Consider the following 15,434-nt stretch of genomic DNA (forward strand, 5'->3'; position numbering starts at 1 on the left):
AGAACCCGACAGGAGCACCACCATGACGTTCGCCTCACGCCCGCCCGGCTCGTCCCGGCGCGCACGCCGCACGGTCCTCACCATCGCCGCACTCTCCGGCGCACTCCTCGTGACGGCCTGCTCCCCCTCCTCGTCGGGCGGGACCGATGCCGGCAGCGACGGCAAGGTCACCCTGACGGTGTGGTCGTGGCGCGTGGAGGACGAGGCGGCATACAACAAGATCTTCCAGGCGTACGAGAAGTCCCACCCGAAGGTCAACGTCGAGTTCAAGGCCTTCAAGGCGACGGAGTACAACAAGATCCTCGCGACCGGGCTCGCCGGCGCGAGCGGCCCCGACGTGCCGCAGGTGCGTTCCTACGGCCAGCTCCAGGGCACGGTCGCCAGCAAGTCGCTGCTGCCACTCGACGGCAAGGTCGACCTGTCCGGCTGGGACGAGAACATCGTCGCGAGCGCGAAGGGCAAGGAGGACGGCAAGACCTACTCGGTCCCGCTCGCCCGCCAGACGGTCCAGATGTTCTACAACCAGGGCCTGTTCGACAAGGAGGGCCTCAAGGCCCCCACGACGTGGGCCGAGTTCATCGCGGCCAACGACAAGCTGATGGGCGCGGGCGTCACCCCGATCGCCGTCGGCGCCAAGGACGACTGGACGCTCCCGATCGTGCACGAGGTGCTCGCCGGCGCGCGCTTCGGCGGCAAGGCCTTCCAGAGCGAGGTGCTCTCGGGCAAGAAGTCCTTCACCGACCCCGACTGGGTCGCGTCGGTCAAGGTCGTCGGCGACCTCGCGAAGTACATGCCCAAGAACGTCACCGGCGTCGCCCAGACCGACGCGCAGACCCTCTTCTCGGCCGAGAAGGCCGCGATGATCCCCGGCGGCAGCTTCGACCTGTCGGTCCTGCAGAAGGCCAACCCCGCCATGAAGATCGGCGTCTTCCAGGTGCCGCCGGCCCCGGGCTCGCCGAGCGGCTCGGCGGCGACCACGGCAGGATGGGCCGACGGCAACTTCGGCGTCTCCGCCAAGTCGAAGCACCCCACCGAGGCCATGGAGCTCGTGAAGTGGATGACCTCCAAGGAGTTCGGCCAGATGGTCAACGACGACGTGAAGCAGATCTCGGCCGTGCCGGGTGTGGACCCCAGCGACCCGCTGCTCAAGCAGATGAGCGACAACTACAAGAACTCCGGATCCCCGTACCTGCTGCTCACCGACTTCCGCTACGGGTCCCCCTCCGGCGGCGAGCTGCTCGGCAAGGGTCTGCAGGAGATGCTGCTCGGCTCCAAGGACGCCGCTGGTGTGAGCAAGGACCTCGACACCGGCGTCAAGACCTGGTTCAAGCCGAGCGCGTGACGGATCCAGCAGGAGACACAGCATGAGGCGCCGCACCGGCCTGGCCTTCGTCGCGCCGGCGCTCGCACTCTTCGCGGTCTTCGTGCTCTACCCGATGGTGACGGCGTTCTCCTACGCCTTCTTCCACTGGCAGGGCACGAGCCGCGGAGGGTTCGCGGGTGTCGAGAACTTCGCGACGCTCTTCACCAGGGCACCCTTCACGACCGACCTTCCGCAGGCGCTGTTGCACAACGTGCTCTTCTTCGTCGGCACGATGCTCATCCAGAACACCTTCGGCCTGACGATCGCCTACCTGCTCTACAGCCGTCCGCGCAGTCGCCGGATCCTGCAGACGCTCTATGCGATGCCCTACCTCGTCAGCCCGATCGTCATCGGCTACCTCTGGACCCTGCTGCTGTCGCCGACGTTCGGGCCGGTCAACACGCTGCTGACCAAGATCGGGCTCGAGTCGTGGGCCCTGCCGTGGCTCGGTGACCCGAAGACGGCGATCTGGGTCGTCATCCTCGTCAGCGTGTGGCAGTGGATCGGCTTCCCGGTCCTGCTCTACGGCGCGGCTCTCGGCGGCGTGCCCGAGGAGCTGACCGAGGCGGCACGCGTCGACGGGGCGACCAACCGGCAGGCGTTCTTCAAGATCACCCTGCCACTGCTCGTCCCCGCCATCGGCACGGTGTCGGTGCTGACGTTCATCTTCGCCATGGAGGCCTTCGCGCTGCCCTACGCGTTCGGTGGGTCGACCGGAAACCCTGCCGGCTCAACGGACTTCGTGTCACTGCTCTTCTACCGGACGGCGTTCGACTCCGGGGCGACCGATGCCATCGGCAGCTCGTCGGCCCTGGCGACGCTGCTCTTCCTCATCATCTTCGGCGGCGCCTACGCCGCCACGGCCGTGCTGCGCCGTCACGAGCGGAGGATCACCGCATGACCACGGCCGTCGTCACCACCGAGGCACCGTCGGAGCAGGTGGTCGTCCCGACGACCCAGGGCAGTCGGGGCCGGCGCCCTTCGCGGGGCACCCGTCCCGTGGGCGGCCCGGGCGCGAGCCTGCTCCTCTGGGGGTATGCCGCCCTGGCGCTCGTGCCGCTGCTGCTCATGGTCAGCAACAGCTTCCGCTCGAACGCCGACCTCATCACCGACCCGCTCGGACTGCCCGCACCCCCGACGACGGCGAGCTACGTCGAGGCGTGGACGACGGGCAACTTCGCGACGTACTTCGGCAACTCGCTCGCCGTCACGGTCGGTGCGGTCGCGATCTCGACGGCAGTCGCGACGATGGCGGCGTACGCCCTGGCCCGCGGCCGGTCGCGCATCTTCCGGTGGCTCGAGTCGCTCTTCCTATCGGGCCTCATGCTGCCGATCCACCTCGCGATCCTGCCGATCTTCTACCTCTTCGACGGGCTCGGGCTCATCGACTCGCGCTTCGGCCTCATGCTGATGTACGCGTCCTCGGGCATCCCCTTCTCGATCTTCGTCCTGACGACGTTCTTCCGGCAGCTGCCGGAGGAGCTCGAGGAGGCGGCCGCACTCGACGGTGCGAGCAGCTGGCAGACCTTCTGGCGGATCATGGTGCCGCTCGTGCGGCCCGCGCTCGCCACCGTCGCAGTCTTCCGCTTCGTGCCGATCTGGAACGACTTCCTCTTCCCCCTGGTGCTGCTGCGCCGCGAGGAGAAGTACACCCTGCCGGTCGGCCTGACGAACTTCTTCGGCGAGAACGCGACGAACTACTCGGCCGTCTTCGCCGGGCTCGTCATCACGACCATCCCCCTCATCGTGCTCTTCCTCGTCGCCACCAAGCAGATCGTGGCGGGGTTGACCGCCGGCATGGCGAAGTGATCGGCTCGCTCGCGTGAGCGAGGCCAGGACGTCCCACGGCGGCACCGTCGTCGCCGTCGACATCGGGGGCTCGGGCCTGCGTCTGCAGACGTATGCCGGCCAGCCGGGTCCCGTGCTCACCGCTCCGGGTGCGCGGGTCGGGGCCGCCGGCATCGACGTGGCCGCCCTCGTGGCGGACGCGCGGTCCCTGCTGGGTCGGGCGGCCGGCGAGGACGTCTCTGGCGGTGTGCTGCCCGAGGTCGTCGTGTGGTCCATGCGCGGCCTGCTCTTCCTCGCCGACCGTGCCGACGTGCTGCGCACCGTGGTGGAGGGCCTCGGTGCACGGCGCACCGTCGTCGTCAGCGACGCGGTCGCGGGCCTCGTCGGCGCGACCGGCCGCGTCGGTCCCGGGGCCGTCGTCGCGGCCGGCACCGGGGCGGTGGCCTTCGGCACCGACTTCGACCGGCAGTGGCGCCGCGTCGACGGGTGGGGACACGTGCTCGGCGACGCAGGATCCGCCGCCTCGCTCGGCATGGCCGGCCTTCGCGCGGCCCTGCGGGCCCACGACGGCCTGACCGACGGCTCGGCCGCCCTGCTGCGCGCTGCGGCCGACCTGCTCGGCGCCCCGGAGGGGTGGCCGCGGCTCGTCATGACGACCGCCGACGCCCCCGAGCGACTCGCTTGCGTCGCACCCCTTGTGACGGCAGCCGCCGCGACCGACCCGGTGGCGCACGCCCTGTGCGTGCAGGCCGGGACCGACCTGGCGGTCTCGCTGCTCCGTGCCGCCGACGGCCTCACCGACCCGCTCCTCGCGGCGACGGGCGGCCTGCTCGCGGCCGCACCCGTCGCGGAGGCCCTCGATGCTCACCTCTCCGAGGCCGGCGTCATGCGCTCCCCCGCCCACGGGGGAGCCCTCGACGGGGCCGTGCACCTGGCCCGGCACCTGCGGGACACGGGAGGCGTGCCCGAGCACCCGGCATACCTCCTCCTGGCCTGACAACGCCTGAGCGGGCGGTCCACCCGACCCGATCGGGTATGACACGCCTCGGCCCTCACCGGCCCGGCGCTTCGTCCGGGCCACGGGCCGACCGCCCGCACCCTGCACGACTGGAGCCCCGATGTCAGAGCACGACGCCCACCACCCAGGACTCGGGTCGATGCCCCACGACGGCGGGACCGCCTTCCGGGTGTGGGCCCCCAACGCCGAGGCCGTCGCGGTCACCGGCGGCTTCACCGACTGGTCCGAGGACGGACACGCGATGGTCGCCGAGGACGACGGGCACTGGTACGCCGACGTCGACGGCGCCCGCCCGGGCGACGAGTACCAGTTCGTCATCACCAACGGCGAGCAGCGCCTGATGCGCATCGACCCGCGTGCCCGCGTCGTCACGAACTCGTCGGGCAACGCCGTCGTCTACGACCGCGACGCCTTCGACTGGGAGGGCGACACGTTCGGCTGCCCACCTCACGACGACCTCGTCATCTACGAGGCGCACATCGGCTCGTTCGTCGCAGCCGACGGTGACGCCGGCGACCTCGGCGGTGTCGCCGGGAAGCTCGACCACCTCGCCGACCTCGGCGTCAGCGCCGTCGAGCTCATGCCGGTCACCGAGTTCGCCGGCGACTACTCCTGGGGCTACAACCCGTCCAACCCCTTCGCGGTCTCCAGCAGCTACGGCGGACCCGACGCGCTCAAGGACTTCGTCAAGCAGGCCCACCGGCACGGCATCGCGGTGATCCTCGACGTCGTGATCAACCACTTCGGGCCGAGCGACCTCGCGCTGTGGCAGTTCGACGGGTGGAGCGAGGACGAGAAGGGCGGCATCTACTTCTACAACGACGAGCGTTCGTCGACGCCGTGGGGCGACACGCGTCCGGACTACGGCCGCGAGGAGGTCCGGAGCTACCTGCACGACAACGCCCTGATGTGGCTCGAGGAGTTCCACCTCGACGGGCTGCGCTTCGACGCCACTCTCTACGTGCGCACCATCGACGGCCTCGGCACCGGCGACCTGCCGGAGGGCTGGGACCTGATGCGTTCCATCACGTCGACGATCCGCGAGCGCCACCCCGACAAGATCCTCATCGCCGAGGACCTGCAGTCCGACCCCGCGATCACCACCGGCGACGACGGCGGGGCCGGCTTCCACGCCCAGTGGGACCCCGGCTTCGTGCACCCCGTGCGACGGGTCCTGACCGCTGTCGACGACCACGAGCGCTCGATGGCCGAGCTAGCCGAGGCGCTGCGCGGCAACGACGCACCGTTCCGGCGCGTGATCTACACCGAGAGCCACGACGAGGTGGCGGAGGGCAGCCTCCGGGTGCCGGACGAGGTCGATGGCGGCGACCCCACCGGCTGGGCGGCCCAGAAGCGCGCCACCCTCGGCCTCGCGTTGACGCTGACCGCCCCCGGCATCCCCATGCTCTTCCAGGGCCAGGAGTTCCTCGAGGACCAGGAGTTCCGCGACACCGCGCCGCTCGACTGGGAGCGTGCCGAGCAGTTCCGTGATCTCGTGCGGCTCACCGGCGACCTCGTACGACTGCGCCGTGACGGAGACGGGGTCTCCGGCGGTCTGCGCGGCGACGGCTTCGAGGTGCTCCACCTCGACGACGACGCCAAGACGCTGGCGTGGGCGCGACGAGCTGGAGACGACGTGGCGGTGCTGGTCGTCAACGCGAGCGCCGAGCCCCGCGACGTCACGACGGGTATGCCGTCCGCCGGGCCGTGGACCGTCCGCTTCAACTCGGACGCGTCCACCTACAGCGCCCTCTTCGCCGGCCACGAGACGCATGACGTCGAGGCGGTGGAGGAGCCGGTCGACGAACAGCCGGCAAGCGGCACCGTCTCGGTCGGTGCCTACACGCTGGTCGTCCTGACGCCGGCCTGAAGCGCAGCGAGCGGGCACCTCCCCCGAAGGGCGGTGCCCGCTCGCCGTGTGGCTCAGCGCAGGGGGTCGAACGGCGCGAGCTGCGCGGGGGCGACGCCGGTCGTCATCTGCTCGGCGAGCAGGCGGCCGGTGACCGGGCCGAGCGTGATGCCCCACATGCCGTGACCGCCGGCGACGAAGACCTTGGGGTTGCGCGAGGCGCCGATGAGCGGCAGGCCGTCGATGGTGCACGGGCGGGAGCCGACCCACTCGTCCTGGCGGTGGTCGAGGTCGGCGCCCTGGAGCAGCGGGCGGGCCGACTCGACGATGGCCTTGATGCGGCGCCGGTCGAGGGCGGCCTCGGGCTGACGGAACTCCATCATGCCGGCGACCCGGAGGCGGTCACCGACCGGCGTGCACGCGACGCGGGCAGCCGGGAAGTAGACGGGACCGTTGGGCAGGTCGTCGACGGCCACGCTGAAGGAGTAGCCGCGACCGGCCTGGACGACGCGCTTGACGCCGAACTCGCGCGCCAGCTTGCCGAGCCAGGCGCCGGTGGCGACGACGACGGCGTCGTAGTGCTCGGCCTGACCGAAGTCGTTGGTGACGAGGACGCCGGTCGGGGCGTCGGTGATGCGCGAGACGGCGCTGCCGGTGACGATCTTGCCGCCTCGGGCGGTGACCGAGTCGGCGAGAGCCGCGACGTAGGCACCCGGGTTGATGAAGCGCTGACCGTGCAGCACGATCGCGGCGCCGATCTCGTCCGACAGGGCCGGCTCGATGGCCCGCGCCTCGTCACCGCTCAGGACGTCGAAGGTGATGTCCCCACCGGAGGCGTGGATGTGCTCGATCTCCTCGAGGAGGGTCTGGCGCTCCTCGGCGGTCCGATAGGCGGCCGTGAACGACTTCGCCTCGTAGGTCTCGGCGTCGACGCCCCCCGCCTTCAGCAGGTCGAAGCTCTGGAGCGACAGGTCGTTGACGGGCACGAGCGCGCCCATGGCCTTCTTCCAGGCCGTCATCGTGCTGTGCCGGGTGAAGCCGCTGACGAAGCGGAGGAAGTCGGGTCGCGCGCTGGGCGGCACGTAGACGGGCGAGCTCGGGCTGAGCACGGCGCGCAGGCCGTACTTGAGCACGGCGGGCTCGGGCAGCGGGGTCGCGATGCCGGGTGTCAGCCAGCCGGCGTTGCCCCACGAGGCCCCGGCGGCGACGCCGTCGCGGTCGATGACGGTCACCTCGACGCCACGCTCCTGGAGGAACCAGGCGGTCGCGAGACCGACCATGCCGGCGCCGACGACGGCGACGCGCTCGGGGACGGGGGTACCGGCGGGGGTCACGGCAGGCATGCGATCGACTCCTGTGTCAGGTCTGGGGGTGGCCTGCTTCCATGGTGCGGCCCGCCGCTCACGGATGAGTGGTGCCAGTCGCACAGAGTCTCGGCGAGAGCTTGTGCTCCCAGCACAGTGACGTGCGCGATGATGGGGTATGCCGTCCGCCACCCCACGCGCTCCCCGCGCCGCACGCGCGTCCGCCACCCGCACGTCGTCGACGACTCCGGTCGGCCTACCGATCGCGCAGCTCGCCGGCACCCTCGGCGGGGGCCTGCTCACCGTGGTCGTCGACGCGGGCGGGCCGGCCGTCGACGACGTGACGCTCGCCGAGCCGGGGTCGGGCGGCTTCGGCCAGGTGGGCGACCTGCTGCTCGGCGTCGGCATCGAGCGTCCGGCCGACGCGGCCGCCCTGCTCGAGGGCGCGGCGGCGTCCGGCAGCGGCGCCGTGGTCCTGCGGCGAGCTGCCGCCCGCAGCCGACCGGTCAGGGCCGCAGCGGCCCGCGTCGGCGTCAGTCTCGTCGAGCTGGCCGACCACGCGTCCTGGGCGCATGTCGTGTGGCTGCTGCGCGGCGTGCTCGACCGGGCCGCGAGCGGTCCGGCGATGCGCGCCGAGGGCCCGGTCCTCGACGAGCTCTTCGTCCTCGCCGACGCGTGCGCGGCGCTCGTCTCCGCCCCGATCACCATCGAGGACACCCAGTCGCGCGTGCTCGCCTACTCCTCGACGCAGGACGTCGCCGACCCCGCCCGCGTGTCCACCATCGTCGGGCGCCGGGTGCCCGAGGAGGTCATCGCGGGCCTGCGCGGGCGCGGAGTCTTCCGGCGGCTGGCCCGCTCCGACGAGCCGTTCTTCGTGCCGGCCGGGCGCGGTCTGGGGGCGCGCCTCGTCGTCCCCGTCCGGGCCGGCACCGAGTGGCTCGGCTCGATCTGGGCCGTCGTCGACGAGGAGCCCCCCGCGCAGGTTCTCGTCTCCCTCGCCCAGACCGCCTCCGTCGTGGCCCTGCACCTGCTGCGGCTGCGATCCCAGGCAGACCTCGCCCGACGGGTCTCGGCCGACCGGCTGCGTGCCGTGCTGAGCGGAGACACCCTCGAGGCCGAGGGCTGGCTCCCGCCCGCGCCGTGGCGCGTGGTCGTGCTTGCCGGCGCCCACCGTGACCGCACCGTCGTCGCCGGCCAGGGCTCGCCTCGCGACACCGAGCGTGAGCTCGACGTCTGGGAGTCGGCCGCGCGCCGCCGGTCCTGGCGCCAGCCGCTCCTGGCCATCTTCGACGGCGTGGCGCTCACCCTCGTGCGCGACGTGCCGGGCGACACCTCCCCCGGCACGTGGGAGTGGCTGCACGGCGTCGTCGAGGAGGTTGCGGGGGTCGCTCCCACGGCCACGGCCAGCGCCGGCGGACGGGTCTCGCGCACGGTCGACCTCGACCGGTCGCGGCGCGAGGCCACCGAGGTCCAGCGTCTGCGTGACGTGGGCCGGGTGGCGGGCACGACGACGACGGTCGAGGACGCGTGGGCCGCCGTCACGAACGCCCGCGCCCTGGGTGGCATCTGGACCGAGGAGCTGCTCGGCCCCGTCGGGACCCTGCGCGACCACGACGAGACCCACCACACGGCATACCTCGAGACGGTCGCTGCGTGGCTCGACCACCCGGGCGACCCCCGGGCAGCTGCGGCGAGCATCCACGTCCACCCCAACACGCTGCGCTACCGGATGCAGCGGCTGTCGGGCGTCGTCGACCTCGACCTGCACGACCCGGAGACCCGCCTCGCCCTGCGTCTCCAACTGCGCGCTCTCGGCCACTGAACGGGCCCCGCGCCGCTACCGTGGCGTCGTGGACGAGCGGGACGCGGTGACGACCGGCGGGCAGCAGTGGCTCGCACCGGCCGAGTTCCAGCGGATCTACGGCCCGCAGCGTTCATGGACCCCGGTCGAGGTCCGCGACCTGCTCCATGGGCTGGGCGTGCCGTGGTGGGTGGCCGGCGGGTGGGCCGTCGAGGCGTTCACCGGCGTCGCCCGCGACCACGAGGACATCGACGTCTCGGTGCTCCGTCGCGACGTCGGCGCGATCCGGGCCCACCTCGAGCCGGATTGGCACCTGTGGTCCGCCGGCGACTCGGGCCTGCTGCACCTGCGGCCGGGTCGGGACGTGCCCGAGGACTCCGGCCAGATCTGGGTCCGCGAGCACGCGCTCGCCCCCTGGCGCGGGGAGATCCTGCTCAACCCGGACGTCGACGGACGGTGGCAGTTCAAGCGCGACCCGACGCTCGTGGTGTCACTGGACGACGCCACGTGGGAGCGCGACGGCGTGCGCTACCTGCGCCCCGAGCTCGTCCTCGCCCACAAGGCCGCCTCGCCGCGACCCAAGGACGACGCCGACCTCGAGGCGGCACTCCCCCTGCTCGGTTCCGCCCAGGTCGCGGTGCTCCGGCGGGTCGTCGACGCCCAGCCGGCCGGCCACCCGTGGCGGGCGCGCCTGGACGCGCGTTAGCCCTCGCCCAGGTGGACGCTGCCGTCTTCGTCGACGCGGAAGTTCGGGTTGTGGACGAAGTCCCACCGGAAACCGTCCGGGTCGGCCACGCATGCGCTCACCCCGCCCCACTCGCGGACGGTCGGGACCGCGACCGAGGCGGCGCCGGCAGCCAGGGCCGCGGCATACAACCGCTCGACGTCCTCGGCAGCGCCGACGTTGTGGCCGAGCGACATGGGCGGGGCGGTCGGGCCGTGGGCGACGTCGCCGTACTCGCTCGGCATCCGGGTGACGTCCCAGAGCGCCAGGAGCTGGCCGGACGCGCACTGGACGAAGCTGATCTCGCCCGCGACGTCCAGCACGGAGCGGAAGCCGAGGCCGTCGACGTAGAAGGCGCGTGAGCGTTCGACGTCGCGGACGCCCAGGGTGATGGCGGTGATGTCGGGCGGTGCAGTCATCCCGCCACGATAGGACGGCGCACCGACGTGGGCAGCGACCGGACCGGGGTCCCACGATGCAGCGGACAGGGTGCAGGCAGCCATGAACGCCGCGGGCCTCGCTGACGGTGGCGCCCTGAAGTTCTACTGGTGCGCGCTCGACCCGTTCCCCCACGGACGGGTCCGAGCGCGCACCTTGGGCAGCCCGGGAAGTCACACCGCGCGGTGCTCTCCCCCGACTGCTGACCGGTTACCCCCTGGTAGCGGTCGTGTTCAGTGTCCGCCACCCAGAAGGTCGCGCACCTCTGACTCGCGGTATCTCCGGTGCCCGCCAAGGGTCCGGATGGAAGTCAGCTTGCCCGCCTTGGCCCAGCGAGTGACCGTCTTGGGGTCCACTCGGAACAGGGCCGCAACTTCGGCAGGAGTCAGCAGCTTCTCGGTCTCGTGTCGATCCTGAGTCGTCATTGTCATATCCCCACCACCCTGTCGCTTGTGCAGCGACACGCATGTGCCCCAATCGGGGCTCAGTAAAGCAAGGGTAAAGTCTCGGCCGTCCACATCGCGGTTAAACACTGAAAAGAGTCAAATCGTCCCGCTTGCTCACTCCTGGGTGTATACGCGGACGGCGTACGAGAGCGGGTGCGACGGCGTCGTCAGGGGGTTGTGCAGGCCCTGACGGGTCGGCCCGTCACCTCCCGTCGCTCCCGGCGCATCCGGACCCCGGCGAGCCGGGGTCCGGCGGGCGCGCGATTTGCCTCACTCATGTAGCGTTAGCCCCACGAGAACACACACATTCCCGGGACCGCTACGCAGACATCGAAGAGCCATCTGGCTCTTTGAGGGGCGATGCCGTCCCGGCACGACGCACGAGGGGGTCACGCCATGGGGCGCGGCCGAGCCAAAGCCAAGCAGACCAAGGTCGCACGGCAGCTCAAGTACTACACACCTGACACGGACTTGAGCGCGCTGGAGCGTGAGCTGCACGGACCGTCGCAACGCGACGTCTCCAACCAGCCACAGTCCGTCGACGACGACGAGTACGACGAATACGGGAAGTGGGTCTCAGGCGAGCGCTGAGCTCGTCCTCCCTCTTCCGTCTGCACCTCGTGCGTCGGGTGTTCCCACCCGGCGCGCGATCAGTGCTGACATCGAGGAGCTGATGCCCCGCCGGCCCCAGTGGCCGGGTCGCGTCGGAGTGACACATCGATGCCCGCACGGCCTCCGGGGTGTGCGGGCTCTCGTCATCCCCGCGTATGCCGGGTCGCCGGGCCTCCGCGTACGCGAATGCCGGGACCCCGGGCGTCAGGGAGCCGGGTGCTGTCCGACGACCTGCACGGCGCCGCCGTCGACACCCTTGGCGCCGCGCACGATCTCCACACCCTCGGCGACGAGGCCCGCTGCCTGCGCGCGCTCCTCGGTGGCGATCTCGCCGAGGCGCCAGGCCTGGATGCCGCGCGCCTCGCTCAGCTCGATGGCCCGCTCGGCGTGCGCCTCCGGCAGCACCGCGACGAAGCCGATGCCCTGGTTGAGGGTGCGCTCGATGTCGGCCTGTGGCACGCGGCCGAGGTCCTGGACCGTGCGGAAGACCGCCGGCGGGGTCCACGAGCCGCGGTCGACGCGTGCGAACATGTCGGTGGGCAGCACGCGCGCGAGGTTGGCGGCGAGACCGCCTCCGGTCACATGGCTCAGGGCGTGCACGTCGACGCCCTCGGCAGCGATGAGCTCGAGCAACGGCTTGGTGTAGATGCGGGTCGGCTCCAGCAGCTCCTCGCCCAGGGTGCGACCGAAGTCGGCGACGTGACGGTCCAGCTCCCAGCGGGCGCTGGCGACGACGCGGCGCACGAGGCTGTAGCCGTTGCTGTGCAGACCGCTGCTGGCCAACGCCACCACGACGTCGCCGTCGGCGACGCGCTGCGGACCCAGCACGGCGGCATACTCCACGACGCCGGTCGCGGCGCCGGCCACGTCGTACTCGTCGGGCTCGAGCAGACCCGGGTGCTCTGCGGTCTCACCGCCGACGAGGGCGACGCCGGCCTCCTCGCAGGCGCGGGCGATGCCGCCGACGATGGCGGCGATGCGCTCGGGCACGACCTTGCCGGTCGCGATGTAGTCGGTCATGAAGAGCGGCTCGGCGCCGCACACGACGATGTCGTCGACGACCATGCCGACGAGGTCGAAGCCGATCGTGTCGTGGATGTCGAGGGCCTGCGCGATGGCGACCTTGGTGCCGACGCCGTCGGTGCTCGTGGCGAGGACGGGTCGCGTCATCCGTGCGATGGCGCTGGCGTCGAACATGCCGGCGAAGCCGCCGAGACCACTGAGCACCTCGGGGCGGGTCGCGCGTCGGACCGACGCCTTCATCAGCTCGACGGCCTTGTCACCCGCCTCGACGTCGACACCGGCGGAGGCATAGGTGATGGGGGCGTCGCTCACCCGTCACAGCCTACCGGCGCCGTGCCGTCCCCCTCGCCGCGGTTCGAGGTATCCCGCGACTGGATACGGTCGCGGATCACCTCGACTCCGACTGTCCACACCTCCCTCGGCGGCGATCGCTTCGTCCTCAGGGCAACGGCTCACCCGTGCCCGGAGCAGAGCGCGTAAGCAGGCTCACTCTCATGCGAGGACCCGAACGGCGCGAGCTTGCGCGCACTGCTGCGTTCACGACCGACGGGGTGACCTCGCGCGACGCACTGCTCGCGCTCGGCCTCACCCATGTGGACGTCCGGACCGAGGTCGCTGCCGGACGGTGGAGGTGTCACGGCCTGCAGACGGTGGCTCTGCACTGCGGGCCGATCGGTGTGGATGCCCGGCGGTGGCAGGCGATCTGGGAGACAGGTGCCGGCGTGGCGGCACTCGATGGGGTCACAGCTCTTCAGGTGGCGGGACTGCGCAACTACGTCGACGAGGAGGTGCACGTGTCTGTCATCCACACCGCGTCGGTAAAGCACCTGCCGGGCGTCCGGTTGCACAAGGTGATCCGGCGACTGCCCGACGAGCTCGCCCGTTCCGGCCCACCCCGGACACGACCGGCCGTGGCTGCGCTTCGCGCGGCGTCCTGGGCGGTCTCGGACCGTCAGGCCGCGCTCGTCCTGCTCATGACGGTGCAGCAGCGACTGGCCACGCCTCGACAGATGCTGGAGCTCAGCGCGCGGATGCCAGGTCGCCGCCGCCGGGGCTTCGTTCGACGCATCCTGTTCGATGCAGCTGATGGGGTTCAGTCGCTGGGCGAGCTCGACTTCGCGCGGATGTGCCGGTCTCGCGGACTTCCCGAGCCCTCCAGACAGGTGGTTCGCCGAGGTCCGCGAGGCCGCATCTACCTCGATGTGCGCTGGGAGGACTCGCGGCTCGTGGTGGAGATCGACGGGGCTCAGCACCGCGAGGGACTCAACGTGACGGCGGACAACCTCAGTCGCAATGCCGTGACACTCCAGCACGACCGCGTGTTGCGCATCGACCTTGTCGGTCTGCGGCTCTACGAGGACGAGTACTTGCGGCAGGTCGCGCTCGGGCTGGCGCAATGACGGATCGAGGTGATCGACGACCGGATACGGTCGGCCATCACCTCGATCGGTGACGCCGGCGGCTGAGTGCGGACGCCGGGCGGGGGCGGGGTCAGGGGTGCTGCAGGGCGTTCTCGCCGCCGAGACCGACCCCGAGGCTGACCCCCTCGACGTCGACCGAGCGGTCGTGGCCGGTGCGCACCGTCAAGGGCAGGGTCTCGAGGACGTGCTTGCCGATCCGGCCGTCCTCGGGCAGCTCGATGGGGTACTTCCCGGTGAAGCACGCCGAGCACAACTCGTCGGCGGGCTGGTTCGTCGCGCCGACCATGCCCTCCTCCGAGATGTAGCCGAGGGAGTCGGCACCGATCGACGCGCGGATCTCCTCGACCTTGAGCCCGGTGGCGATGAGCTCGGCCCGAGTGGCGAAGTCGATGCCGTAGAAGCACGGCCACTGCACCGGCGGTGAGCTGATGCGCACGTGCACCTCGGCCGCGCCCGACTCACGGAGCATCCGGATCTGCGCCCGCTGGGTGTTGCCGCGCACGATCGAGTCGTCGACGACGACGAGGCGCTTGCCACGGATCGTGTGCTCGAGCGGGTTGAGCTTGAGCCGGATGCCGAGCTGGCGCAGCGTCTGCGACGGCTGGATGAAGGTGCGCCCGACGTAGGCGTTCTTGACGAAGCCCTGCCCGAAGGGGATGCCGGACTCCTGCGAATAGCCAACGGCCGCAGGCACGCCCGACTCGGGGACTCCGATGACGAGGTCGGCGTCGACGGGGTGCTCGCGGGCGAGGACCCGGCCCATCTCGACGCGCGCCTCGTGGACGACCCGGCCGCGGATGACGGCGTCGGGGCGGGCGAGGTAGACGTACTCGAAGACGCAGCCCTTGGGCTGGGGCTCGGCGAACGTGTGCGAGCGCAGGCCGTCCTCGTCGATGACGATGAGCTCACCGGGCTCGACCTCGCGGATGACGGCCGCGCCGATCGTCTGCAGGGCGGCGGTCTCGGAGGCGACGACCCAGCCCCGCTCGAGGCGGCCGAGCGCGAGGGGACGGACTCCCCAGGGGTCGCGGGCGGCATACAACGTCGTCTCGTCCATGAAGACGAAGGAGAAGGCGCCGCGCAGCTTGGGCAGCAGCTCGAGGGCGGCCTGCTCAGGAGTGCGGTCCTCGTCGGCGGCGAGCAGCGTCGTGACGAGCGCGGTGTCGGAGGTGTTGCCGCGGGCGAGCTCGCCGGTGATGCGGGCGCCGCCGAAGTGCTCGTCCACGAGGGCCTTGAGCTCGACGGTGTTGATCAGGTTGCCGTTGTGCGCGAGTGCCAGCGTGCTGCCGCCGGCGCCGCCGAGCGTCGGCTGGGCGTTCTCCCAGGTGGAGCCGCCCGTCGTCGAGTAGCGCGTGTGGCCGATCGCGATGTGGCCACGCAGTGAGCTGAGCGCGGTCTCGTCGAAGACCTGCGAGACGAGGCCCATGTCCTTGTAGACGAGGATCTTCTCGCCGTCACCGGTCGCGATGCCGGCCGACTCCTGCCCGCGGTGCTGCAGCGCATAGAGCCCGAAGTACGTCAGCTTCGCGACGTCCTCTCCGGGGGCCCAGACGCCGAAGACCCCGCAGGCGTCCTGCGGGCCCTTCTCGCCGGGGATGAGGTCATGGTTCAAACGACCGTCGCCACGTGACACGTCGCCCAGTCTCC

General features: G+C 71.3%; 14 protein-coding genes. 9 read left to right on the forward strand and 5 right to left on the reverse strand.

Annotated elements, in window-relative coordinates:
- The first annotated feature begins 22 nt into the window (after positions 1-22).
- The 5 genes from AC1DIW_RS18350 (at position 23) to AC1DIW_RS18370 (ending at position 6,039) form a co-directional block, all read left to right on the forward strand.
- Positions 23-1,342, forward strand: a complete 1,320-nt coding sequence (locus AC1DIW_RS18350; protein ID WP_478109988.1) for an ABC transporter substrate-binding protein — start codon at positions 23-25, stop codon at positions 1,340-1,342.
- Positions 1,343-1,364: 22 nt separating this feature from the next.
- Positions 1,365-2,264 (forward strand): carbohydrate ABC transporter permease, encoded by a 900-nt coding sequence (locus tag AC1DIW_RS18355; RefSeq protein WP_478109990.1) that lies wholly within the window; start codon positions 1,365-1,367, stop codon positions 2,262-2,264.
- Positions 2,261-3,172 (forward strand): carbohydrate ABC transporter permease, encoded by a 912-nt coding sequence (locus AC1DIW_RS18360; protein WP_442277253.1) that lies wholly within the window; start codon positions 2,261-2,263, stop codon positions 3,170-3,172. The genes AC1DIW_RS18355 and AC1DIW_RS18360 overlap by 4 nt, the downstream gene beginning before the upstream one ends.
- Before the next feature lie 13 nt (positions 3,173-3,185).
- Positions 3,186-4,148, forward strand: coding sequence for a BadF/BadG/BcrA/BcrD ATPase family protein (locus tag AC1DIW_RS18365; RefSeq protein ID WP_478109992.1), 963 nt, complete (start codon positions 3,186-3,188; stop codon positions 4,146-4,148).
- A gap of 121 nt (positions 4,149-4,269) precedes the next feature.
- A complete protein-coding gene (locus AC1DIW_RS18370) occupies positions 4,270-6,039 on the forward strand; it encodes an alpha-amylase family glycosyl hydrolase (RefSeq protein WP_478109993.1) in 1,770 nt (589 codons plus the stop codon).
- A gap of 53 nt (positions 6,040-6,092) precedes the next feature.
- On the opposite strand, the gene AC1DIW_RS18375 is transcribed toward AC1DIW_RS18370, so the two are convergent.
- Entirely contained in the window at positions 6,093-7,361 is a 1,269-nt protein-coding gene (locus AC1DIW_RS18375; RefSeq protein WP_478109994.1) for an NAD(P)/FAD-dependent oxidoreductase, read from the reverse strand.
- A 139-nt stretch (positions 7,362-7,500) separates the two neighbouring features.
- Here AC1DIW_RS18375 and AC1DIW_RS18380 point away from each other — a divergent pair, with 139 nt between their 5' ends.
- Both AC1DIW_RS18380 and AC1DIW_RS18385 read left to right on the forward strand, forming a co-directional pair.
- Positions 7,501-9,144 (forward strand): PucR family transcriptional regulator, encoded by a 1,644-nt coding sequence (locus AC1DIW_RS18380; protein WP_478109996.1) that lies wholly within the window; start codon positions 7,501-7,503, stop codon positions 9,142-9,144.
- Positions 9,145-9,172: 28 nt separating this feature from the next.
- The gene (locus tag AC1DIW_RS18385) at positions 9,173-9,829 is read left to right on the forward strand and encodes a nucleotidyltransferase domain-containing protein (protein ID WP_478109998.1); all 657 of its coding nucleotides are present in this window, start codon (positions 9,173-9,175) and stop codon (positions 9,827-9,829) included.
- Here the strand turns inward: AC1DIW_RS18385 and AC1DIW_RS18390 are convergent.
- Positions 9,826-10,266: a VOC family protein gene (locus AC1DIW_RS18390; RefSeq protein WP_478110000.1), complete on the reverse strand. Its 441-nt coding sequence runs from the start codon at positions 10,264-10,266 to the stop codon at positions 9,826-9,828. The two genes, AC1DIW_RS18385 and AC1DIW_RS18390, sit on opposite strands and share 4 nt — an antisense overlap.
- Positions 10,267-10,518: 252 nt before the next feature.
- Positions 10,519-10,710 carry a BldC family transcriptional regulator gene (locus AC1DIW_RS18395; protein WP_045191048.1) on the reverse strand — a complete coding sequence of 64 codons (192 nt, stop codon included), beginning with the start codon at positions 10,708-10,710 and terminating at the stop codon, positions 10,519-10,521.
- 417 nt (positions 10,711-11,127) lie between these two features.
- Between AC1DIW_RS18395 and AC1DIW_RS18400 the strand changes: the two genes are divergently transcribed.
- Positions 11,128-11,322, forward strand: a complete 195-nt coding sequence (locus tag AC1DIW_RS18400; protein ID WP_442277260.1) for a DUF3073 domain-containing protein — start codon at positions 11,128-11,130, stop codon at positions 11,320-11,322.
- Between the two features lie 225 nt (positions 11,323-11,547).
- Here AC1DIW_RS18400 and purM read toward each other — a convergent pair whose 3' ends face one another.
- Entirely contained in the window at positions 11,548-12,678 is a 1,131-nt protein-coding gene (gene purM / locus AC1DIW_RS18405; RefSeq protein WP_478110001.1) for a phosphoribosylformylglycinamidine cyclo-ligase, read from the reverse strand.
- Positions 12,679-12,860: 182 nt separating this feature from the next.
- Between purM and AC1DIW_RS18410 the strand changes: the two genes are divergently transcribed.
- Positions 12,861-13,766, forward strand: a complete 906-nt coding sequence (locus AC1DIW_RS18410) for a hypothetical protein (RefSeq protein ID WP_478110003.1) — start codon at positions 12,861-12,863, stop codon at positions 13,764-13,766.
- Between the two features lie 91 nt (positions 13,767-13,857).
- Here the strand turns inward: AC1DIW_RS18410 and purF are convergent, their stop codons facing one another.
- Positions 13,858-15,420 (reverse strand): amidophosphoribosyltransferase, encoded by a 1,563-nt coding sequence (purF, locus tag AC1DIW_RS18415; protein ID WP_478110005.1) that lies wholly within the window; start codon positions 15,418-15,420, stop codon positions 13,858-13,860.
- Between the last annotated feature and the right edge of the window lie 14 nt (positions 15,421-15,434).

It is taken from the genome of Terrabacter sp. 01T434, from assembly GCF_056398545.1.